Source organism: Pseudobutyrivibrio sp. (assembly GCF_017471675.1).
Lineage (GTDB): Bacteria > Bacillota > Clostridia > Lachnospirales > Lachnospiraceae > Pseudobutyrivibrio.
In genome coordinates this window covers 17,103-40,537 of record NZ_JAFUSK010000005.1, presented here as the reverse complement: position 1 = coordinate 40,537, position 23,435 = coordinate 17,103, and the positions used below count along the sequence as shown (strand labels likewise).

Annotated in this window: 18 protein-coding genes and 2 tRNA genes; 3 read left to right on the top strand and 17 right to left on the bottom strand. The window is 37.8% G+C overall.

Annotated elements, in window-relative coordinates:
• Positions 1 to 170 precede the first annotated feature (170 nt).
• The 4 genes from IJ535_RS00880 to IJ535_RS00865 form a co-directional block, all read right to left on the bottom strand.
• Entirely contained in the window at positions 171 to 1,178 is a 1,008-nt protein-coding gene (locus IJ535_RS00880; RefSeq protein ID WP_294297487.1) for a hypothetical protein, read from the bottom strand.
• Positions 1,179 to 1,249: 71 nt separating this feature from the next.
• Complete coding sequence (locus tag IJ535_RS00875) at positions 1,250 to 1,432, bottom strand: hypothetical protein (RefSeq protein WP_294297484.1); 183 nt, start codon at positions 1,430 to 1,432, stop codon at positions 1,250 to 1,252.
• A gap of 379 nt (positions 1,433 to 1,811) precedes the next feature.
• Positions 1,812 to 1,885 (bottom strand) — tRNA-Met (locus tag IJ535_RS00870).
• 25 nt (positions 1,886 to 1,910) lie between these two features.
• A tRNA-Val gene (locus tag IJ535_RS00865) sits at positions 1,911 to 1,983 on the bottom strand.
• 411 nt (positions 1,984 to 2,394) lie between these two features.
• On the opposite strand from IJ535_RS00865, the gene IJ535_RS00860 reads away from it, so the two are divergent.
• The gene (locus IJ535_RS00860; protein ID WP_294297481.1) at positions 2,395 to 3,123 is read left to right on the top strand and encodes an ion transporter; all 729 of its coding nucleotides are present in this window, start codon (positions 2,395 to 2,397) and stop codon (positions 3,121 to 3,123) included.
• A gap of 37 nt (positions 3,124 to 3,160) precedes the next feature.
• Here IJ535_RS00860 and IJ535_RS00855 read toward each other — a convergent pair whose 3' ends face one another.
• The 5 genes from IJ535_RS00855 to IJ535_RS00835 form a co-directional block, all read right to left on the bottom strand.
• Positions 3,161 to 4,780, bottom strand: coding sequence for a glycoside hydrolase family 9 protein (locus IJ535_RS00855; protein ID WP_294297479.1), 1,620 nt, complete (start codon positions 4,778 to 4,780; stop codon positions 3,161 to 3,163).
• Between the two features lie 23 nt (positions 4,781 to 4,803).
• Positions 4,804 to 5,847, bottom strand: coding sequence for a 16S rRNA (cytosine(1402)-N(4))-methyltransferase RsmH (rsmH, locus tag IJ535_RS00850; RefSeq protein WP_294297477.1), 1,044 nt, complete (start codon positions 5,845 to 5,847; stop codon positions 4,804 to 4,806).
• 6 nt (positions 5,848 to 5,853) lie between these two features.
• Positions 5,854 to 8,283 (bottom strand): homocysteine S-methyltransferase family protein, encoded by a 2,430-nt coding sequence (locus IJ535_RS00845; protein ID WP_294297473.1) that lies wholly within the window; start codon positions 8,281 to 8,283, stop codon positions 5,854 to 5,856.
• A 66-nt stretch (positions 8,284 to 8,349) separates the two neighbouring features.
• Entirely contained in the window at positions 8,350 to 9,417 is a 1,068-nt protein-coding gene (gene mnmA, locus IJ535_RS00840; RefSeq protein WP_294297471.1) for a tRNA 2-thiouridine(34) synthase MnmA, read from the bottom strand.
• 13 nt (positions 9,418 to 9,430) lie between these two features.
• Positions 9,431 to 10,021, bottom strand: a complete 591-nt coding sequence (locus IJ535_RS00835) for an HD domain-containing protein (RefSeq protein ID WP_294297468.1) — start codon at positions 10,019 to 10,021, stop codon at positions 9,431 to 9,433.
• A gap of 189 nt (positions 10,022 to 10,210) precedes the next feature.
• Between IJ535_RS00835 and IJ535_RS00830 the strand changes: the two genes are divergently transcribed.
• Entirely contained in the window at positions 10,211 to 11,656 is a 1,446-nt protein-coding gene (locus IJ535_RS00830; protein ID WP_294297464.1) for a GGDEF domain-containing protein, read from the top strand.
• Between the two features lie 37 nt (positions 11,657 to 11,693).
• A complete protein-coding gene (locus IJ535_RS00825) occupies positions 11,694 to 12,089 on the top strand; it encodes a DUF6548 family protein (protein WP_294297462.1) in 396 nt (131 codons plus the stop codon).
• Here IJ535_RS00825 and IJ535_RS00820 read toward each other — a convergent pair.
• From IJ535_RS00820 to IJ535_RS00785, 8 genes are all read right to left on the bottom strand, one after another.
• Complete coding sequence (locus IJ535_RS00820) at positions 12,086 to 13,795, bottom strand: methyl-accepting chemotaxis protein (RefSeq protein WP_294297458.1); 1,710 nt, start codon at positions 13,793 to 13,795, stop codon at positions 12,086 to 12,088. The genes IJ535_RS00825 and IJ535_RS00820 overlap by 4 nt on opposite strands.
• Before the next feature lie 39 nt (positions 13,796 to 13,834).
• Positions 13,835 to 14,602: a response regulator gene (locus IJ535_RS00815; RefSeq protein ID WP_294297456.1), complete on the bottom strand. Its 768-nt coding sequence runs from the start codon at positions 14,600 to 14,602 to the stop codon at positions 13,835 to 13,837.
• Positions 14,603 to 14,605: 3 nt separating this feature from the next.
• Positions 14,606 to 17,851 (bottom strand): response regulator, encoded by a 3,246-nt coding sequence (locus IJ535_RS00810; RefSeq protein WP_294297453.1) that lies wholly within the window; start codon positions 17,849 to 17,851, stop codon positions 14,606 to 14,608.
• A 168-nt stretch (positions 17,852 to 18,019) separates the two neighbouring features.
• Positions 18,020 to 19,681 (bottom strand): bifunctional metallophosphatase/5'-nucleotidase, encoded by a 1,662-nt coding sequence (locus IJ535_RS00805; protein WP_294297449.1) that lies wholly within the window; start codon positions 19,679 to 19,681, stop codon positions 18,020 to 18,022.
• Between the two features lie 175 nt (positions 19,682 to 19,856).
• Positions 19,857 to 20,447 carry a LacI family DNA-binding transcriptional regulator gene (locus tag IJ535_RS00800; RefSeq protein ID WP_294297446.1) on the bottom strand — a complete coding sequence of 197 codons (591 nt, stop codon included), beginning with the start codon at positions 20,445 to 20,447 and terminating at the stop codon, positions 19,857 to 19,859.
• Positions 20,448 to 20,632: 185 nt separating this feature from the next.
• Positions 20,633 to 22,024, bottom strand: a complete 1,392-nt coding sequence (locus tag IJ535_RS00795) for an ABC transporter ATP-binding protein (protein WP_294297443.1) — start codon at positions 22,022 to 22,024, stop codon at positions 20,633 to 20,635.
• Positions 22,021 to 22,722, bottom strand: a complete 702-nt coding sequence (locus IJ535_RS00790; RefSeq protein ID WP_294297440.1) for an energy-coupling factor transporter transmembrane component T — start codon at positions 22,720 to 22,722, stop codon at positions 22,021 to 22,023. The genes IJ535_RS00795 and IJ535_RS00790 overlap by 4 nt, the downstream gene beginning before the upstream one ends.
• Entirely contained in the window at positions 22,719 to 23,318 is a 600-nt protein-coding gene (locus IJ535_RS00785) for an MptD family putative ECF transporter S component (protein ID WP_294297437.1), read from the bottom strand. The genes IJ535_RS00790 and IJ535_RS00785 overlap by 4 nt, the downstream gene beginning before the upstream one ends.
• Between the last annotated feature and the right edge of the window lie 117 nt (positions 23,319 to 23,435).

The window sequence follows — 23,435 nt, the reverse complement described above, 5'->3', positions numbered from 1 at the left end:
CTTAGGTTTGTTTAATTGATGGATCTGTTAATAAAAAAAATAGAAAAATTATAAAAATGACAATAATACATAGAATTAATTTTATATACTCATTCATTATAAAGATTACCTCTTTCTATAAAGAATAAGACCATAATATTAAAACTAATACTATGGTCTTAAAAATCATTTTAGTATACAAATGTCATACTATCTAAGCTGATATGTGAAGAAATACCGCCAAGCTTTTCAAAATAATTTGAAGCCCATCTTTCTGATGTTGCTTTACCATAGAAATCTACGGTAGAACCTAATAAATCAGCATCAGATCTAGCATAAATTGTAACTGCACATGTGTTGCCAGATATAGTTCCTGCCATGTTTGTGCCACCGTATCCAATTCTTTGACCTCTTCGGTTATAGATACTAATACTTAGACTATCAAGCTTATTATTTGCTGAAAAACCAAATATTACTTTGTTAACACCGCTTGGGATATATCCTGCAACAATGGTATTTTTTATTTCACTAGCTGCCGTTACTGCATGCATACCATGTGAGTGAAGTGTACCATTTGCATCTACATATCTACCCCAACCTTGTGGCCACCACTCTGTATCACTATAGTCGTCATCATAAGCATGAGCACTAGGATTTCCTAGAATATTATCAGTGATTTTTATTGGTGCTGCTACATAAGGTTCTGAACTACCGCCAGTTTGAACTACCTTTGTGTATGTATCATTGTGTTTTCCTGTCACTCTATACGTAATTATACTTCCATCTATTTTTTTCTTTACGTCTTTTGATTCAGCTACGTATGAGTCCTTATGGTTCAACTTATTCTTAGCACATTCATATTTAATCTTAACACCAGTAACTTCATTGTTGCTATTCAATGTCCACTCAGGTATTCCCTGCCACTGATGCTCTGTGATATCACAGTCATCAATTACTTTTTCATATGTAATTGAACTAATTCCACATGAAGCATATCCACGGCCTGAACCATTATATGACCAACATGAAGCAGCTGTGCTAATTGATATCCAGCCATTCTTTAATTGGTCTGCTGTACAATTTGATAAATCAAATTTATAAAATTTACGATTACCAGTTGCTAGTGTGCTCATATGCTCGATTCCTGATGAATAATTTACGCTACCATAAGGTACTGACCTAACAGAATCATCGTACATGTTTGCTAGATTTGACTTTTGAGTCCGTCTGTCCTCTGTCACAGCTCTGTCTGCAAAGCCTATATTTCCGTTTACCTTGTGACAGAATCCTGGCTCAAATCATCATTTTCTGTCACAAGTATCCCCACAAACCCGCATTTTCCATTACCCTTGTGACAGAATTTCACTGAAATCCGGCTAATCTCTGTCACAAACTTTCTCACAAACCCACATTTTCCGTTACCCTTGTGACAGAATCCTGACTCTACCACCATTTTCTGTCACAGCATCTCCTGCAAACCCACATTTTCCGTTGCTCTTGTGACAGAATCCTGACTCTACCACCATTTTCTGTCACAGCATCTCCTGCAAACCCACATTTTCCGTTGCTCTTGTGACAGGATTCCGGCCCAGATCTGCCATTTCTGTCACAACACCTCCCACAAATCCACATTTTCCGTTGCTCTTGTGACAGGACCGCCAATGAGTGGGCAAGATTCTCGCCTGCCGGCTCGGTCGGCTCGCAACCATGTGGTCCACTGGACCACGCTCGCCCCTCGACATCGCGGGAGCCCCGCGGTTTGATTGAGTTGAATCCACATCGAGCTGAATAAAAATAAAAGCTAGACCATTTGGTCTAGCTTTTATTTTTAGTAGCGAGAGGGGGATTCGAACCCTCGACACCGCGGGTATGAACCGCGTGCTCTAGCCAACTGAGCTATCTCGCCATAATGACAATTATTTGATTTAAAATGGGACCTACAGGGCTCGAACCTGTGACCCTCTGCTTGTAAGGCAGATGCTCTCCCAGCTGAGCTAAGATCCCAGAGCTTTTCGCGATTTGTGTACCGCTTCAAGCGACTTGTATAATATAGCATTGGATTTAAATAATGTCAACACAAAAACAAATATTCGCAATACTTTTATTTTGAGCATTAATTTGCTGAAATTTTCTATTCCATCTTAGCCCCAGTCCCTATACGATCAGACATTTTATAGCTATAAAAGTTTTATAATTATTTCACATATAGATGATATTATTACCCATATAGTGATTCTTGTGAGGATAAAAATATGACAGATAACAACAAACAATTAATTGATGATTCTGGAATGCACTCAAACACTCAAGAGATAGCTTCGAAGAGATTTGTATTGATATGTCGTTTCTTTTGTATTGTATTAGCAATTCTAGGGATAGCCGCATTGTACAACGGATTTATGTAGAGGGTAAATTATGTACGATTTCAAGCGAAGAATATACGAAGTATTAGAGGTTTCAAAATTTGGTGATAAGTCCAGCCGTGCCTACGATCAATTAATGACGGTAGCAATTATTGTAGGTTTAATTCCTATGATGTTAAAAAAGGAAACCACCTATACCTACTGGATTGAAATTCTAACCAGCTTCATTTTTCTGACAGACTACATCGCCAGAGTTTACACTGCCGACTATAAAATGGGCTATAAAAGCTATAGAGCTTACATAGCCTATCTTTTCACGCCACTGGCAATATTTGATTTTCTATCTATTTTACCTGTTATCTATCTGTTTACACCTGTCTCTTCAATGATTGGTCTACTTCGCCTTTTTAGAATATTCCGCGCCCTAAAGCTGATTAGATATTCGAAAACAATGATAATAATAGCCAATGTTATTCGCAAGGTTAAGTCTCAGCTTATGGCTGTTCTCATTCTGATTATTGTATATATATTTGTTTCTGCCATGCTGATATTCCAGCTAGAGCCTAACCTATTTAATTATTTTTTCGATGCTCTCTACTGGGCAACCATTTCTATCACAACAATCGGTTATGGCGATATATCACCTGTAACTCCTATTGGACGCCTTATTACCATGTGTTCAGCACTTGTAGGTGTTGCTGTGATTGCCCTGCCATCAGGTATTATTACAGCTGCTTATATGACAGAGATTACAAAAACAAAATCTAAGTATGAGTTGTAATCATACTTAGATTTGCCTGTAATAAAATATGAAATTGTTACATCAATCCAGCCAATACAAATACTAATGGCGAGTTCCAATAAATAGTAATTTCATTTAATGAATAGCAATCCACATGATCTATATAGCATTTCATTGGTGCTGTATCCTTTGGAAGTTCCTGTGCTCTTTCATCCTGTAAGCCTGTGTTTGGACCACCCGAAACAAGGCCTGGCCATGCATCTAATTTAGCTGCAAAGGTTGGGCGAAGGTGAGGATTTTTAAATGCCTTTTCACCATTTCCTGTAACATAGCTTACATCCATGGAATTGCAGCCAAGCAGATAATTAAGTCCTGCTGTTAACGTATTTACGAATTCAGCCTTAGGCTCCAGCTTGTTTGCTACAGTAAGTACCATCAGATACTTAAGTAGTTCCATGTTGCTGCCCCAAATGAAGTTCTCCTTTTTCATGCAAAGGCCAAAGCCATTTTCTGATGAATTCTTTACTAATCTATTAGCTTCCCCAATTAGTGCTTGCTTTACAAATTCATAAATCTCACTTCTGTCATTCTTTAAGATTAATGAAAGTGCGCCAAGTCCGGCAACATCTGCCCAGCCAAAGCAAGTAAATATATTTCCTGTGTATTCCTTAAATGCATCCTGCTTATCATATGCTTCAATAAACGGCTTCTGCTTTAGGGCATCCTGGTAATACTTCTTTTCTCCTGTCGCTTCAAATAAAGCTGCAGCAGCCCAGAATCTATTAGAATTATCTTCGTTTTCAGGATACTCTCCTGTATTTGAGCCTTCGGCATTTTTAAATAATACCGCATCATTATTAGCCTCAAGCCATTTATAAGCCTTCAAAGACCTTTCAAGAAGCAATTTAGCATATTCCTTATCATAAGCTCCATATACGGTATTAGCCAGTGCAAATACTGCGGCAATATCTGCAGTTGCAAGAGATGATACATTAAACAAAAACAATTCCTCTTTGTCATCCTCAGGCATGACAAATGGCGCATGGCTAAATGTAGTGACCTTGTGCCATACACTGCCATCCTCCCTTTGCATTTTCATAAGAAAATCCAATTCCACTTTTACTTCGGCAAGTATATCAGGCAAATCAGACTTTGGAATGTCAAATTCCACCTCAAGAAGCTTTGGAAAGAATCTTACAGCATATAATAAATGTGCCACCGCTACAGCTCCTGCAGTAGAATATCTGCCAAAGTCACCAGCATCATGCCAACCGCCGCATACATCTACAGGAGGCACATCCTCACCGTATACTGTTGCCTTTGAAACATGGCAAGGCTCATGGTAGTACTTTCCAGCGTACTTTTTATCCATTCCATGTCCACAGCGAAGATAATAAAAGCATTTGCAAACATCCTTCATAAGCTTATCATATGCATTATCTCCTACCAAAAATGATGCACTAGAAACATCATTTGCAACAATCTTATATGTGCCTTGATTTGTAACCTGACTAAAATCTGCTACATAAGTGTCCTCACCAGAGATTTCATCTGTGCCAAAGTGACTTACAGCGCCTTTAAGCGCAGTGTTTCCATTTCCATCAATTACCTGAAATTCTTCGGCTTTAAAATTAAGCACAGCCTTCTTCTTTGAGTTAGGCATAAACCCAACCTGATTAACAAAAATATTGTTCATTTTTATTCCCCCAATAATATATTTTACGCCTTAATTGCCCAGCGCATCTTTGTGGATTTACTTCTAGGGTTTATTCTGCATTCTTCAGCAGATGGTCTTATAACATCAGTTGATACTTCAGAATATACCCCAAGCTTTGCCAATTCCTTAAATGATTTTTTTACTAATCTATCCTCTCCTGAATGGAATGTAAGTATTGCTACTCTGCCACCTGGATTTAAGATACCAGGAAGCTTTTCCAAGAATGAATAAAGTACCTCGAATTCACTATTAACGTCTATACGAAGTGCCTGGAAAACTCTGGCACAGGATTTCTTAATAGCCTGTTCCTTCTCATCCTTTGGCACCTTCCAAAGAGCCTCTGATATAGCCTCTCTAAGAGCAGTAGTTGTATCCATAGGATTGCCCTTAGACATAAGAGTAAACACCTTGTGAGCGATTTCTTCAGCGTAAGGTTCATCAGAATTTTCAATCATCATTCCTACAAACTCTTCCTCTGTAATATTGTGAAGACGCTCAGCTGCACTGTCACCATGGTTTGGGTCTAAACGCAAATCCAGCGGGCCGTCAATCTTATAGGAAAATCCACGCTCAGGATTATCTATCTGCATAGAAGATACACCAAGGTCGGCTAAGACAAAATCAAATTTTCCTGCCTCCTCAGCCACTTTATCAATATTAGCAAAATTTATAAGTCTAAACTTAAAATTGTCTTCGCCAAACCCAAAGCCTCTAAGCCTTTCAACAGTTTTAGCCGATTCGATTGGGTCCACATCAAGGCCATATATAAGGCCCTGTCCATTAAGCTGCTCCAACATTTTTCTAGTATGTCCACCGTAGCCAAGTGTGCAGTCTAAGCCCTGCTGTCCTGGCTTAATCTGTAAGAAATCCAGTATTTCCTGTACCATAATAGAAATATGCATACCTGCAGGTGTAGATCCCTTGGCAATAACATGTTCTATAGTATCTGCATACTTTTCAGGATTGTGTTCCTTGTATTTTTCCTCGAATTTCTTGGGATATTTTCCAGAGTAATGAACCCTTCTTTTGTGCTTCTTTTCTTCCATATTCACCTACCCAAAAGTCTTCATAAGATTAGCAACAAGCTTTACGCAATCTGCCGCATCCGCTGAATATCCATCAGCATTTATTTCATCCTTAAATGATTCATTAATGCAAGCTCCGCCAATTATAATCTGAGCTCTACAGCCCTTTTCCTTGGCAAGCTTAACCACATCATCCATACGCATCATTGTAGTAGTCATTAGTGCAGACAAGCCGATGATATCAGCATCCACTTCAACTGCCTTATCTATAATCTCTGCAGCTGGTACATCCTTGCCTAAATCAATAACATTATAGCCATAGTTTTTAAGCATCAATGCCACCAGATTCTTTCCTATATCATGAATATCACCTTCAACTGTGGCAATAACAATGGTCCCCTTTGATTCACTATCCTCTGATGCAAGCAGTGGTTCAATGTGCTTCATACCAATTTCCATGGCATTAGCACCAGCTATAAGCTGAGGTAAGAAATACTTCTTTTTATCGTACAAATCTCCTACAACATTGATACCCTTAATAAGATGCTCCTCTATAATCACCTGAGGGTCCACACCGCTATCAAGCAAGCTTTGAATCTCAGTAACAATCTGTTCCTTCTTTCCCTTTACCACACACTCTGCCACCGGGCTTAATTCTACAGAAGAATCCCCGCCTGATTCCTTAGTGCCAGACTTATTTGTAGCAGTGCCCACAGCCTGCTCCACTACAGGAAGCGATGCATATTTTTCCAAAGCACCTGACTTATTCATAAGTGTATCTGCCGCTGCAGCACAATACATAAGCATCTGCTGACTAGGATTTGCAATAGCCATGGTCAGCCCCTTGCTAACTGCGATAGTAAGATATGTGGTATTTACAAAAGGACGATTTGGCATACCAAATGATATGTTAGATAGGCCACATACAGTAGGAAGTCCCAGTTCATTCTTACAGTATTCTATTGTCTCAAAGCACTGTAAGCCTGCTGTACCTTCTGCCCCAACGGTCTGCACCAGCACATCAACAATGGCATCCTCCTTACGAAGTCCTATACTCTCAGCCGCAGCTAATACAGTATTAATGTGCTGCTTCTTTTCATTAATATCCTTAGGCAAGCCTGCACCTGAAAGTGGAAGTGTTATAAACATAGCACCGTATTTCTTGGCAAGCTTAAGCATATCCTGCATCTTAGGCTCTTCTGCTGAGATAGAATTAATAAGTGCTCTACCAGGATAAATACGAAGAGCAGCCTCCATAACATCCACATGACTGGTATCAAGACAAAGAGGCAAATCCACTGCAGATGTTACCTCGTAGATACTATCAAGCATCATCTGCTTTTCATCTATGCCGTTCATGCCCATATTTACATCTAAGATATTAGCGCCCTTTTCTTCCTGCTCCCTGGCAAAATCTACTACCATAGAAAGTGAACCATTACGCAGAGTCTCTTGGAACTTCTTCTTTCCAGTAGGATTGATTCTCTCGCCGATAACCATAAATGGTCCATCTAAATCAATCCAGGTATTCTTTCTTTCAGAAGTTACTACCCTAAGTGGTTCATTCTTAAAGATATGTTGTGGCATATCCTTAAGCCTTGAAACAAGCTCCTTAATATGCTCTGGAGTTGAGCCACAGCATCCCCCAAAAAGTGAAGCTCCTGCCTCATATAGCTTAACACAGGCATCTGTAAATTCCTTAGGTCCCATTTTGTATACAGTTTTGCCATCCTCAAGCTCTGGCAATCCTGCATTAGGCTTTACAATAATAGGGATATTAGCAACTGCTGACATTTCCTTAACAAGAGGAAGCATAGCCTCTGGGCCTGTACTACAGTTCATTCCTACACAATCTACTCCCATAGATTCAAGCACAATCATGGCTGTATCAGGAGCTGTTCCATATAATGTCTTTCCATCAGGGTTAAATGTAAGGGACACAATAATAGGTAAATCACAGCTTTCTTTAATAGCAAGAACAGCGGCGCGGCACTCCTGAAGGCTCATCATAGTCTCTACTACAAACAAATCCACCCCTTCTTCAAGGATTGCAGCCACCTGCTCCTTGTAGCAATCTACAAGGTCTTCAAACATCAAATCCCCAAGCGGAAACAGCTGCTTACCAGTCATAGATATATCAGCAGCAACTAGTCCATTATCACCTGCTACACTTCTGGTAAGGCGAACTAACTGCCTGTTCATAGCCACCAGATTATCCTCCAAGCCATATTCTGCAAGCTTTATTCTAGAGGCAGTAAATGTAGGTGCAAGAACAATATCGCTTCCAGCAGCATAATAGGCTGACTGTAATTCTTTAATAGCATCAGGATTATCTATAATCCATTTTTCAGGACACACGCCAGCAGGCATTCCCTTCTTTTGAAGCTCTGTACCTGTTGCACCATCAATAAAAACGATTCGTTTCTCAATTAACTGTCTAAATTCTGTTCTAGTCATTTATTCTCCTTTTATGCAAGTTAAATCACTTGCTCATCCAAATGCCATCAAATTACAAGTTTCCAGTTACTCCCTTACTATGGTACCTCCGCCAAGTACTACATCCCCATCATAAAATACCGCTGCCTGACCTGGTGTAATTGCACGCTGCCCCTCATCAAATACAATACGTGCACTTGTTTCATCAAGCCTTATTACATGGCATGGCTGATCTGCCATTCTATAGCGAACCTTTGCGCTACAATCAAATTCTTTTCTATCATCATCTGGATTAATCCAGTTAATGTTCTTAACAAGTACCTCTTTAGAAAACAAATCTTCATTCTTACCAAGAACTACCTTATTGTTCTTAACATCAAGATTTACTACATAAAGAGGATAAGCTGCTGAAATCCCAAGCCCCTTTCTTTGTCCTATGGTATATCCCACGATACCCTTGTGCTGTCCTAGCACATTGCCATCCATATCAACAAAATCACCTGGTTCATATTCCTTGCCAGAAAATCTCTTTAAGGCAGATACATAATCCCCATCAGGAACAAAGCATATATCCTGACTATCAGGCTTATTGGCATTGATAAAATCGTGGCTTTCTGCAATACGCCTTACTTCGTCCTTAGAAAGCTCGCCCAAAGGAAACTCTGTATGGGCAAGCTCCTCCTGTGTCATATTATATAAAACATAGCTTTGATCCTTATTGCCATCTAATCCCTTTAACAGCTGATATTTATTATCGTATTTACGAATTCTAACATAATGTCCAGTGACGATTTTCTCGCAGCCAAGTATCTGGGCTCTGCGATAAAGCTCGTTAAACTTCATGTGCTTATTACATTCAATACATGGATTTGGTGTCATGCCATGTTCGTAGCAATCTATAAAATTATCAATAACTGTCTCTCTAAATTTCTCCTGAAAGTTAAAGGTATGATGTGGCATATCAAGACGCCTTGCAACAGATTTGGCATCCTCAACATCATCCAAGGAACAGCAGGTGTGGGAATTGCACATTCCTATGTCCTCATTGGCATAAAGCTTCATTGTACAGCCTATGCATTCATATCCCTTTTCCTTCATTAATAAAGCGGCTACACTACTATCTACACCGCCACTCATTGCTATTAGTGCTTTCATCTATCCTCCAAAATTACTCATCTTTGATATTTCCAGCCTTAACATTGGCATCTATTATGGAATCAACTACCTTAAATAGCTCCTTAGAACCAAGGGCTGTTTTATCCTGTCTGCCATGTACCTGTGTAGCAGATACCCCATGCTCTCTCCAGTCGCTGCCTCCATTACTGTTGTTAAGCATAAGAGGCTGTAGATTATCCATGGAATGGGCAAACTTTGACTCAGCAGTTTCATAGGCTTCAAATTCTTCAAAAAGTGCCATAAGCTCACTTGCCTGATCATTAGGTAACATTCCAAACAAATGCTCCTTAGCCTGTTTTTCCCTGAGAGCCTGTGTTTTCTTGCCCTCTTCATCATAAGCATAGGTATCACCTGCTTCTATTTCCACAATATCGTGAATAAGGCACATAAGCATTACCTTTCCTATATCAACAGGCTCATTAGAATACTCCCTAAGAAGATATGCCATAATTGCCATATGCCAGGCGTGTTCAGCATCATTTTCGTTTCTACCGTGATTTGACAAATGGGTTTGTCTAAATATATTTTTTTCCTTGTCGATTTCCAAAGCAAAGTTTAACTGCTTTTTCAGCCTTTCAGTCATCACATTCTCCTTTAGGTATTATCACCCATTAAAAATATAGGTTTATTATACTTATGCTCATACCAAAAATAAACAAGGAAATTAAATAAATTAGTTTTGCTGCACATTTCTTTTTAGATGTTTTTTCACAAAGAAGGCACAATTTTTTCTTACAATATATTAAGTAATTTTATGTTTAGTGAGGACAATATGAATAAAGATTTATACACATTGTTAAAACAAACTGTAAACTGCTATCCTTTACCAGGTACCATCTTTTCCGTGGAGAAAAATCCTGATGGTAGTTGTGGCGATATTTTGTTCTATGCCATAAATGATACATTTAAGCATAGCTTCTATGATTTATTTATGAAAACCCAAAATCGTAATGATATTTCATTTGAGAATTTAGATGGACTGGTTGAAGGGCAATCTTATACTCTTCAGATTCCTAAGGAACCAAAATTTGAGGAGATATGCTTTCAGGCCGCTTGGCACAAAATTCCAATTCATACCTATGTAGATACCTCAAAAATGTATGGATACTGGACTGAAGATTTTTTGCTACCTATAGAATGTGAGCATGAGCCTAACATAGCTTACTGTCTGTTCATGTACAGACTTAACAGGGAAATGGATACTGGTAACTTTAGCTCTGTTTCCCCTGATGTTTCAAGCTTCGTTATCAAAGCCTGCCTTGAACTTAGAAATGAAAACGAATTCCATTCAAGCATGGATATTGTTATAAATGATTTGAGAGAATACACTAATTCTATTAATGCCTGTATTCTTACAATCGATTCAGAGCAAAGGTCTATTGAGGTAATAAGCGAATCTGTTAAGGATAACAAGCACTCAATAAAGGAATACTTTAATACATTCCCTTACGAAATAATTGCAAGCTGGGAATCCCTGGTGGCTGAAACCAATAATATCATCATTAAAGATGAGCATGACATGGACTACTACGAAACCTTAGCCCCTGAATGGGTAAAGACCATGAAAGATGAGAATGTAACTAATCTGTGCCTTTCTCCATTCATTCATCATGGAGTTATAATCGGATATCTTTATATCACCGATTTTGATGGTGAAAACATGGAACGCATAAAGGAGATTGTAGAACTACTATCCTTCTTCCTTACAGCAGAGGTTGCAAACCATACATTTATGGAAAAGCTGGAATACCTTAGCAATGTAGATATGCTTACTGGTGTATTTAATCGAAACAGCATGAATGTTAACGTAGATGAGCTGGCGTTAAAGCTTAAGCTGGAGCCAAAGCCATTTTCCGTTGCATTCTTTGATTTAAATGGACTAAAAAGCATTAACGATAATGGCGGACACAATTCCGGAGATGATTTGCTAAAAGATGCAGCAAAAGTTCTTACGGAAATTTTTCCTGATGACAAAATCTATAGAGCTGGCGGTGATGAATTTGTAGTTATCTCATTGGATGATACTGAAGACGAATTCTTGGATAAGCTTTCTACTGTAAGAAAGAAAGCCTGTGACCCAGACTGGCTCAACTTTGCTATCGGGCATTTTCATGATGATACATCTGGAGATTTAAGGCTTGCCATGCGCTATGCTGATGAAAACATGTATGAGGATAAAAATGCATTCTACGAGGCGCACCCGGAAAAACGTAGATAATGCATTAGCATAAGGCTTACTAAAAGGTGGTATATATATGCATAAAAACCGAATCACAAATGAAAACTTTTATGATGAATATTGTTTCTTTGATGATTATCTAGCAGATTATCTAAATGTAGATGAAAATGGAGTAACAGAATATATAAAACGAATGAAAGAGGCAATCTACGAGGTAAAGGATGTTCTTCCAGAGTGGATGCCTTCAATTGCGCGCTTAGAAAAAATCAAGGCTCGTTTTGAGTCTTTAGATAATGCCCAGGTAAGCTTTGATGATTTTCAAGGTAAGGATGAAGATGTTGTTTGGATGCGTATTTTAATGGAAAAAATCGAAGCCGGTGCTGACCCATTAGCAAAATATAGCAAGCTCAAATTCACTTTTAAGAAAAGGAAAAAGAGCTTGCTACAACGTTTCTTTAGCTTATTTAATTAGATTTTAAATGAATCCTTTATATTTCTTAGTTCATCAGAATTCTCTTCTGTTTCACTGACAACCTTTACAACTCCATCTGATAAGTTGGCCACGTCTGTGGCTTTTTCTGCCACGGTTGTAACAGCCTCAGCTGCCTCACCTACTGTTCTTGAAATCTGTTCTACCGATTCAGAAATAGCTGTGGTTGATTCCTGCAAATCTGTAATCTTTTCAGAAATCTGTGACATTGCATCAGAGAAGTTTTCTGCATCAAGCTTATAATTATCTGCCATTGCAAGGAAGCTATCGTAGTCCTTAGCAACATCTGTTTCTATATAGTTTAAGGTTCTTGTTAAGCATTCATTCATAAGATTAACTGCGTTTTGAACCTCTGCAACAATGCCCATAATATCCGCAACTGTCTCACTAGATTGGGTTGCAAGTCCACCAATTTCTGTAGCAACTACCGCAAAGCCTCTACCGGCCTCTCCTGCTCTGGCTGCCTCAATAGAAGCATTGAGTGCAAGAAGATTTGTCTGACTTGCAATATCCTGAATTGTTGTAGCAAGAGTGTTAACCTTCTCAACAGCCTTTGATTTTTCAAGTGCCTCCTGTCCTTCTGCGTTAATCTCTTCGTACATTCTTTCAGTCTTTTCTTTAGCTGCAATCGTTTCTTTATAAACATCATTGGCTTTCTTTTTAGTCTCTACAGCGCTATCAGCTCCAGCCTTAGCCTCCTCAGCTATACTATCAGCATTTTCCTTAATATGTACTGTTCTTTCACTGATTACATCAGTAGTTGCACTTGTTTCTTGCATACTAGCTGCAAGCTCCTGAGATGTTGCAGAGTTATCTGCATTTGCAGAATCGATTTCCTGGGTTATATCCTTAAGCCTAAGGGCATGGCTTTCAAGATCAACAGAAGTGCTGGCGATTCGCTCAACAATATCACGTAAGCTTTTCTCCATGGAATCTACTGCACGAGCCATCATGCCAGTCTCATCTCTTTTATGCTCAATCTTCTCAAGCTCGTCATTTGCTGTAAAATCAAGCTTACCAACATTTACAATAACATTTGTAATAATCTTAATTGGATTTGTGATGCCCTTTCCTGCAATAACACCAATTGCCAAAATTGCAGCTCCTACTATACAAGAAAAGATAATGCCAAGATTTCTGATTTGGTTAATCTCAGCCATAATATCCTTTTCATCAGCAACACATACTGAAACCCATCCCTGGGATTCAATAACCTGATAAGCTGCATATTTCTTTACACCATTTTCGTCTACATAATGAAAAATTTCTGCTGATGTATAGCTGCCAGAAGGAATCTGTTTTAAAAGAGCATTTACCTTATCATTCGTAGCCTGCGTTCCCACTTTATCCGGCTTTTTATGATATAGGAAAATACCATCACCGTCTGTTACATAGATATAGCTTGATGATATTCCATTTAAACCTCTTCCTTCAAAAATCGGCTTTAACACTTCATAATCTACATTTTCTGCTCCTCTAGCTAAGATTTCCTGCTCAACTATCTCGGAGCACAGGGTAGCCAAATCCTGCATATTGTTTTCATTTACCTTTTGAATAGTAGCCTTCGCTTTAGGAATGATAAAAACAATGTTTAGTACAAAAAATGCAATTACACTGATTACAACAAGTGCCAGGATTTTTACGTAAATTGAATGTAGATTAATTGATTTACTTTTTGGTTCTTCCATCTTCAGTTCCTCCGATATTAAAGATTTTGTAATCCGCTGCTAAAAGACTCTCGCTTTTCTTGTCTCAAAGAAATTTGCGATTTGTTCTAACAGTTTTTTCTTACCTGTATTTTTAAGTATGTAGCCTTCTGGCTTTAAGGCTAATACCTTTGTAACACTTTCCTTATCATCCTTACCTGTAAGAAATATCACAGGGATTGTTGATGTTGCCGATTCACTTCTTATCATCTCTAGCACCTGAGGACCTGTGGTAATAGGCATCTCATAGTCTAAAAGAATTAAATCAGGAGTGTTTTTGGCTATATATGTAATAGCCTGCATGCCAGAGCTTACTATTGTTACCCTATAGCTATCACTTAACCAATCCTTAACCATCTTAAGAAATGTGGCATCATCGTCCACCAGCAGGATGCTTTTCTTTTTTCCCAGCATTTCAGTATTCTGCGCCACCTCCTGCATAACAGAAAGCATAGTTTTTATATCAAGAGGTCTTGAAAAATAATTTGTAATCAATCCTTCTGGAACTGATTTTTTTAATTCATCCAATTCCATCTTGTCCCCGATTACATTAATAATCTTTTCTTTTTCAATGCAGATATCCTTAAGATAAACCATATCCTCAGACCTGGTTTCCACATAATCTCCAAGGTATATCAAGAATATTTCCGCTTCATCCTCATGTTCTTTCAATTCCTTAATTAAAGGAGCGCATTTTATTACATCGAAGCCACCTTCATTCAGATTTTTTACAATGGCATCCACCATAAAAGTAGAGCCTTCGCTGATAAGAAGTATTTTTGTTCCCATAGATTATCCTTCCATTAGCCTGTTAATCTCATCCCAATTCGCATTTACGATAGCTTGTTTCAGTGCCTCATATTTATCCCTTTCTGATTCAGGAATTGTGTATTCCGATAGAGTATTCATTATTCCAGAAACTGTATCATAGTCAAAAAGCTGTGCCATCTCTTTTATAGCCAGGTAAGCCTCATTTAACTTATCCATGGTGATTTCTGGCTTACCAGCTTTATTTTCACCATCCCTATCAACATTTCTAAGATTAAATCTAAGACTATACGCAAGAGCGCTGTAATAGCTTACAAATTCATCTGTGTAGCTTTCTATTATGCTCCAGTCACCTGCATTTCCTGCCTTTTCCAAGTATTCTGCAAGGTCGCCTAATTCCTTAGCTCCTATAATTCTAGAAGAGCTTTTTAGGGCATGAATCTTTGTGGTGTAATCACCTATACGTTTTTCATTAAATGAATCCAGTAAATATTTTCTATTTTCGATAAAAGAATCCATATATGCCCTTAAAGCATTTAGATATGATTCTGCATCGCCACAATTCTTAATACCCAAGTCAACATGTACGAATTGCAGCTCCCATATCCAATCAGGAAGCTTCTTTTCCACTTCTTTAATTTTCTGTATAGACCTTACCTTAGATACAGGAAGCAGTGTAGACATCATGGATTCCAACTGTTCAGAATTAATAGGCTTAGACAAATAATTATCAAAACCTGCATTTAGATAATATTCTCTAGAGCCTGATACCGCATTTGCGGTAAGAGCTATAACAGGTGTATTTATATTAATTCCAGTTGTATCCGCCTTAAGCCTTTGTAAGCATTCGATACCATCCATTTCAGGCATTCTGTGATCCAGATAGATAATGTCATACTTGTTTTTAGACATAAGCTTTAATCCTTCTTGCCCTGAAAGCGCTGTATCAATCTGAATCTGGGTCTGCTTCAAAAGATTCCTTATAACAGTAAGATTCATTTCAGTATCATCCACAACAAGGATCCTTGCCTCTGGAGCTATAAAGGATTCATGATATTCTTTTCTCCTATTTAAGGCTCGCTTTATAGCAGTATTGAAATCTCCTAATGGCGTAAAATCTACAATCCTTTGCACAATATTGAATGAGAACTTAGAACCAACCCCATACTCACTTTCCACCGTAAGCTTACTTCCCATAAGCTCAAGAAGATTTTGTGTAATAGACATTCCAAGACCGGTTCCCTCTATAGTTCTGTTTCTTTCTTCATCCACTCGCTCAAAGGAATTATACAGTCTTGCCATATCCTCTTCTTTTATGCCGATTCCTGTATCCTCTATAGAAACCTTAAGTATTATATTTTTATTGCTACAGCATTTAATATCTCCATTCAAGCTACAGCAAATATAATCATCAAATTCTTCTGCATTGTTCTTGGTGTAATACTCATAACCAACCGCAAGAACAATTCCACCTTTTTCAGTATACTTAACAGCGTTTGTAAGTATGTTTGTAATTACCTGCTTTATTCTGATTTCATCACCATATAAAAGATGTGGTATGGTAGGGTCTACATTTACTCTAAGCTTAAGACCCTTGTCCTCAGCACGCTTTTGTATCATGGTAATCAAATCATTAAGAACTGATGCCAGTTCATACTCCACTGGAATGATTTCCATTTTGCCAGCATTGATTTTTGAAAAATCAAGAATATCATTTACTAAGCCAAGTAAACTATGGCTGGCACTATCAATATTATTTGCATACTCTATAATTGTCTCATCCTTGCATTCCCTAAGAATCATCTCGTTCATTCCAAGAATTGCATTGATAGGTGTCCTTATTTCATGGGACATATTTGAAAGGAAGGCCGACTTTGCCTCATTTGCCGCCTCCGCCTCATCATAGGCCTTTTCCAACTCATTTGTAGATGTATCTATAAAAGTCAGAAGTCGCTCTTCTAAAGGCTTTATCTTTTTCTTATCTTCTTTTGTATTAACAACAAGCGTACCTTTACATTCCCTTGGTTCACCTTCTCTTAAAGCAAGAGCAACCAGAGCACTGTTTAATATTCCACCACAATCATAGCCTTTAAGGATTTCATATCCTCCGAAGCCATACATTGTATCTGGATGGTAATCTAAGAAATACTCTATTTCCTTGTATTCTTCTTCCTTAAGGAAATGAAATCTATTGTAACAAATGGTCATAATAACAGCCTCTGGCTGAAACTGTGCTATCTCATCAGCTGCAATTTTGGATGCTCTAAAAACCTCTGTAGGATTAGCGTAAGAAAGACGAAGTATCTCATCCCTTCTAATATCACCAGAAAAATAAAGCTTTCCTTCTTCACCACTGTACAGAGGTACCCTAGCAATATCCACACTATTTCTAGTTATAACAAAGGGAAATTCACATACGTTATCTAAGAAATACTCATCAGTATCCACATCCAGATATTTTTTATAAACGCTGGTTGCAGAAATTCCACCAATCTCTGTAAGGCAGGCATTTCCCATCTCGTCCGATTCCACACGACCTGTAACTGGATGTCCTACTCCAAGTGGCTTCCAACCAAGGGCATACCTAGCCTGTTCCTGTAGCTTTTCACCTGAAATAGTAATAAGCACACAACCACTACTAACTAAATCATTACCAACAGAAAAGCTCTGGGCACCATGCTCTACACCTATTCCTTGAAAGAGATTTTCAAGATGCCCTGGACCTACAACACTATTTCTTCCTGGTGTAATATCATCTGGACTATAGAAATTTCCCTCACCTGCAGGATAATCCCTTGCAGCCGCAAGTCCACCAAAAAAAACGATATTATTATATTTTAAGGTCAATGCCTCCAATACTTTTGTGAAATCTCTATCTACACCAACAGGATATGTAAGCACTACTTTCAAATCACTGGTAGCTTCTATCACTTTTGAAAAATCATTTATAATTCCATCCTCGTCATAATCCTTACAAGGATAATCATATACATTTACATCACTTGATTCGAAAAACAAAAAAGAAACATTAACTCCAATTCTGTTCCAATCTCTCTGGCTGGAAATTACAGATATTCCAGCAATTTTCGCCCGAGGCATTTTTATCTTTATAGCATCATAGTACTTTTGTCCTTCAGCCTTACTTAAACCATTTGCATACATCAAAACTAAAACTGACTTTGCCTTCTTATATTCCTTAAGCATAGTCATTTCACCTAAAACCTTATACATATCCCCTGTGTTTTCGGCAAAATAAGTTTTTTGAAGCATAGGCTTACCTCTAAATCAAAATACTCCAAAATACTACTTTTATATTATATAAAACACCATCACATATATTGTGACGTTTTTCTTAAAAATATATGAAGATATAGTTACTATTGCAGACGAAAAAGGCACCGCCTCCAATTAAGAAGCGATGCCTTTTATATGCATTGACTATTTAATTATAATACTTCCATCTACTGTACCGTAGTCTTTATCTGTAATCTTGCCACCAAGCTTTGTCTGAACATAGTCCATAACAGCTTCATCCATTACGATACCTGTGTCGAAGTTTTCAGATGCATTACCAAATACAAAATATGTATCACCACCAGCTGCACAGAAGTTGTTAGTAACAACAGCGTACTTATCTGTAAGTGAAAATGGCTTACCATTTACACTGTCGATAGTAACACGATTGATTGCTGCTGGCTTGTAATATGTAGATTCTGGATAAGCATCTCCCTTAGCAAATGGCTTAGTAGTATCTACAGTGAACTTAATACCAGATACCTGTGGGAAGCCACCAATAGCACCAGGTGTAGAGAATGTACTAGCTTCAAGTGCCTCTAACAAATCTGCACCACTTATGTATACTACAGATATTGTATTACCAAATGGAAGCACCGTATTAAGGTCCTTCTTTGTAACACCACCAGCTTTAATAGAAGCACGGATGCCACCACCATTTGTTACAGCTATTACATGGTCTTCCTTAACCTTAAGACCACCTTCCTTAAGTACAGACCACTTAAGTGCATCAGTAATTAAATCACCAAGGTTTGTCTCTTCTGTTCTAACGCCTGGATCCTTCTTACCATTTAATTCAATATCAGACTGAGCGAATACTACATCATATTCTGCATCTACTCTGTCTGTGATATTCTTAGCAATAGCCTCTACTACAGGAGCCTTTACAACGCCATCATCAACCTTGATAAGGTAGTTTGATTCAATCTTCTTAGTAGCATTATCAATTACTACCATACCGATGTTTTCAAACTTTGTACCTGTAGACTGAATAGGCTCACCATTTAAGCCTGCTGTCATTACTGTGTGTGAATGACCATCAAGAATAATATCAATGCCTGTTGTATGTGCATACATATCAACAGATCTATGTCCATCAGCAGCTGATTCTTCATCAACTCCAAGATGTGAAAGGCATACAATTACATCACAACCATCTGCCTTAAGCTTGTTAACCTGCTGCTGCGCACATGTATAAAGCTCTGACTTAGAAAGGAACTTAATTCCCTTAATAAGAGCGGGATTAACCTTTGTCTGAGTCTCTGGTGTTTCCATACCAAAGAAACCTATCTTAACACCTGAGGCTGATGTGTACTCATAAGTAGGATCCAAAATAGGATTTCCATCCTTATCAAGTACATCTGCACAGATTGTCTTAAACCAAGCCCTTGAAAGATTCTTCTTAAGCTGCTCATAGCCATAATCAAGCTCATGATTACCAAGTGTAACCACATCATAGCCTGAATAATTCATCATAGAAATAGCATCTCCACCCTTTGTAGTACTTACATAAGGTGAGCCCTGAGAAAAATCACCAGCGTCAGCCAAAATAACCTCTGCACCTCTTGCCTTAAATTCGTACTTAAGTGCTGCTGCCTGAGCATACCCATCTAGTGCACCATGCACATCATTTGTGTGGAGAATAATAGTCTTTCCACTCAAATCATTTGGCACATTGGCAATCGACTTAACATCAGCTTTGTACTCAGCTGCATAAGCATAATTTGGAGTAAAGCCAATCGACAGTACCATAGCCACCGCCATCAAAAGAGTCAACACTCTCTTGAAAACATTTTTGCGTTCCATAAATCATTCCTCCTTCTAGTTATTTAAACTAGATTTATTATATATTTTTTCAATTGTGATGAAAATGTGAACACAAAATAAAAAATGACGAATTTATGGCGCAAAACTTGGTTATTTTTCCTTATAAATATTAGTAATAAGTGTAGCAAACAAAATATAGCTAAAATCTCTATAATCAAGCTTTCTTCCAACGAATAATATATGCAACACCTAAAGCTAAAACAGCAATTGCAACACCTATTATAATAACAACAATATGATTACTAGATTTGTAAGCGTAGTTACAGCTTACGTTAATATCCACATCCCAAAATGTATCAATAAACACTGTTGGAATTTTTAGCTGCATCATTTTCTTAGCAAATGCCTTTGTACAAACACCGATAAATACAATTCCCGCAACATAGCTAGAGGATAGATTTTCCGGAATTCTAAGATTTTTGTCATCTTCCTCCTCTAAAAAGCACAAGGTCATATTGTAATTAAGACTCTTAAGGCGCTTATCCAGTGCCACAATAAATGTATTCCAGTAGCTGTCCACCAGAGCATTTCCTATGCACACTAGAGCAATATTCTTCTTGTATATGCCGCCCTTTTCATCTAATACAATAAGCTTGTTGTAACCCATTTCGATGGCAGTATCCCTGATTTTCTTTCTAAGCTCCTCAGACACACCAACCTCGTTATTAAGCGCCTTAGATACAGTATTTCTAGAAACTCCTAAGGCATCCGCTATTCTACTTTGAGTTACTGCTTTCTTTGCCATAATGCTATCCTTTCACCCTCTATACCATCCTATCTCCTTTTCGTTGATTTTCAGATGTCTTAAGGGAATTATACAAACCATATTCTACTTTAACAACAAATGAAAAGACCTTTTGAACAGTTTTTGTCACTTTTTACTTTACATTTGCACGGTTACATTTGCATTATAACACAGATTCTTAAATATTAGTTCAATTTGTAAATTCTGTCGCAACAGCACTCCATAAATTCTTCGTCGTGAGTAACTACAATAATCACTTTATCCTTCTGCGCTAACATATTTAGAAAGTCGGCACATAGATGCATATTTTTGTAATCAAGTCCACTGGTGGGTTCGTCAAATAATAGAATATCCTTATCCATCATTAAGCTAACAGCAATTGCCAGTCTTTGTTTTTGTCCACCAGATAAGGTGTTAGGATGTCTTTCTTTGTATTCCAAAAGCCCCATTTCATCTAATATTTTTTCGACCCAAATACTACTGCTCTTTTCTGTTCCCAATATGCATTCGTTTATAACAGAATCAGCAAATAGCTGATAATTAACATCCTGCATTACCATAAAAGCTTTCTTTTGAAGATCTTTTCTCTTCATTCTAAGCCCATCTATATATATGTCGCCTGCAGTAGCAGAAAGAAGCCCACAAATACTTCTAAGCAAAGTGCTCTTTCCTGCACCATTATTGCCTATAATGCAATAGATTTGTCCAGGCATAAAATCCATATTTATACTTTCAAATACTCTTCTTTTCTTATATTCAACAGAAAGATTTCTAATGCATAATCCCTTTTCTAAAATATCAACTATTTGATAGCTTTCAGTTTCATTAAGACTAATGTATGCATTAGACCTAAGATTCATTGCGTTTAGAGTAGCTCTACTCATAGACCTGAATTCGTCACCTGAAATCTCTCTTTCTATTACACCATCTTTTAGATATAGCACTCTATCCACAAGATTTGCTAAATAGAAAAGACGATGTTCTGCAATAATAACTGTAGTCCCATTATTTTTTATTTTTTCAAGGCATTCTTTAAGCCCCTCTATTCCCACTGTATCCAGGTTCGCAGATGGCTCATCCAATAGAAATATCTCAGGATTAGAAGCATACGCACTTGCAAAAGCTATCTTTTGCTTTTCTCCCCCAGACAATTTAAAGATATCCCTATTTCTTAATTCTTGAATGTTTAGCTCCTCTGTTACCTTATCCAAGGTTGCATTTATTTCTTCACTGGATTTCCCAGCATTTTCAAGCCCAAATGCGATTTCACTATCAGTATCTACATTAAAAAACTGAGTCCTGGGATTTTGAAACACACTACCTACAACATTAGATAACTCATAGCTTTTGTAATCGGACACTTTCTTACCATCAATCAGCACATCACCTGTAAGCTTACCTCCATAAAAACCTGGAATAAGTCCATTAATGATTCTTGTAATAGTGGTTTTGCCGCAGCCAGATTCGCCTACCAGAAGAACAAACTCTCCATTCTTGATGCAAAAGCTGATATCTTTAAGTGTTCCTTCTGCTGTATCAGGATAGGAAAAGCCTACATTTTTAAACTCTACATTCATACATATCCTCCAGTGCTTAGCCCCATACCAACTATTAAAGCAACCGCAAAAATCAAAAAAACTATTATATCAATTAATCTTATTCTAATATCCAACCTACTTGTTCTAATTCTTGGATTTTCAATACCTCTTGTAACGGCAGAAGCTGCAAGGTCATCAGCTGCATTAGATGCTGTTACAAGAATAGGCAGATACAAAGCGTCTACGACAACTCCTGGATTCTTAAGAAAATAACCAGGGGACAGGCTGATTCCTCTTAATGTCATAGCATCTTTGATGTGACCCCAGTCTTCTTTCACTGTGGGAAAATATCTAAACATTATGGCCAGTGGAATAACCACACTTCTTGGAACCCGCCACTTAGACATAGCTGCCATAAACTCCCCTATTTGGGTGGTGGAGATGAATAAAGCTGCAATCATACAGCAAGGATAGCACTTGAAAACTAATCCAAGCCAAACTAATAGACTTGTATGTAATACACCTCCTATGTTTGGAAGTATGAAGCTTGCAAACAGCCAAAGAGCCGCAAAAATTATTGCGGCCCTAGCTGTCTTTAATGCTCTTTTAAGCATAATCCCAAGTATTGTTGTAAGGATAATCCAAACTAAGGTATAAATACCGTTTGGAATAGAGGCACTAAAGATTGCAGTCAATATTAATAACAAAACCTTGGTTCTTGGATCAAGGGTAATCATGCTGCTATACCAGCCTTTACGAACTGCTTACGCATAAGGCGAAGTCCCAATAATCCACTTAAAGTAGCTACAACTATTGTTCCCACTATCATTATTGCAATAGTAGAGCCAGTTGCTACTTCACTCATTTTATCAATGTACTCCTGCTCTGTTCCCTTCTTCAGCATAAACGATACCCATGATTCCTTATTAAGTATAAACACAAAATAAGTTCCCATTGGTCCAATACAGTAAACGATATACGCTATAAGATTTAATACATTACTTTTAAATTTGCCTATTCCTGCAATTAATCCAGCCAGGGTTGCAGAAATCAAAAAGCCAAAGTTAAGTCCCCAATGCATTCCTGTAACAGTGCCAAGAATACACAACACAGCTCCAACAATTATTAGTGCTCCCTGCTTTGGCACCTTCGCAATAAATAACATGAATATCGGCCCTGCTAAAACAGCAGCCCCTATTGGAAAATAAAATGTCAGCGTAGGAACCGCAGAAAAAGGTCCTCCTGTAAGCATCATTGCCAAAAGCAATAATACTGAAAATATACCAATCGTAATTAAATCTTTAGCTGTAAAACCATTCTTTTCATTATTCATTTTTTCTGTCCTTTCTTCCTTAAGTTAGTTTACTCTAACCTTTTATCATTCTTTACTATCCGTTACAAGCTAAGCAATGGGAAAGTGTCCGTTTTTAATAATTTTAAGTCCTATTGG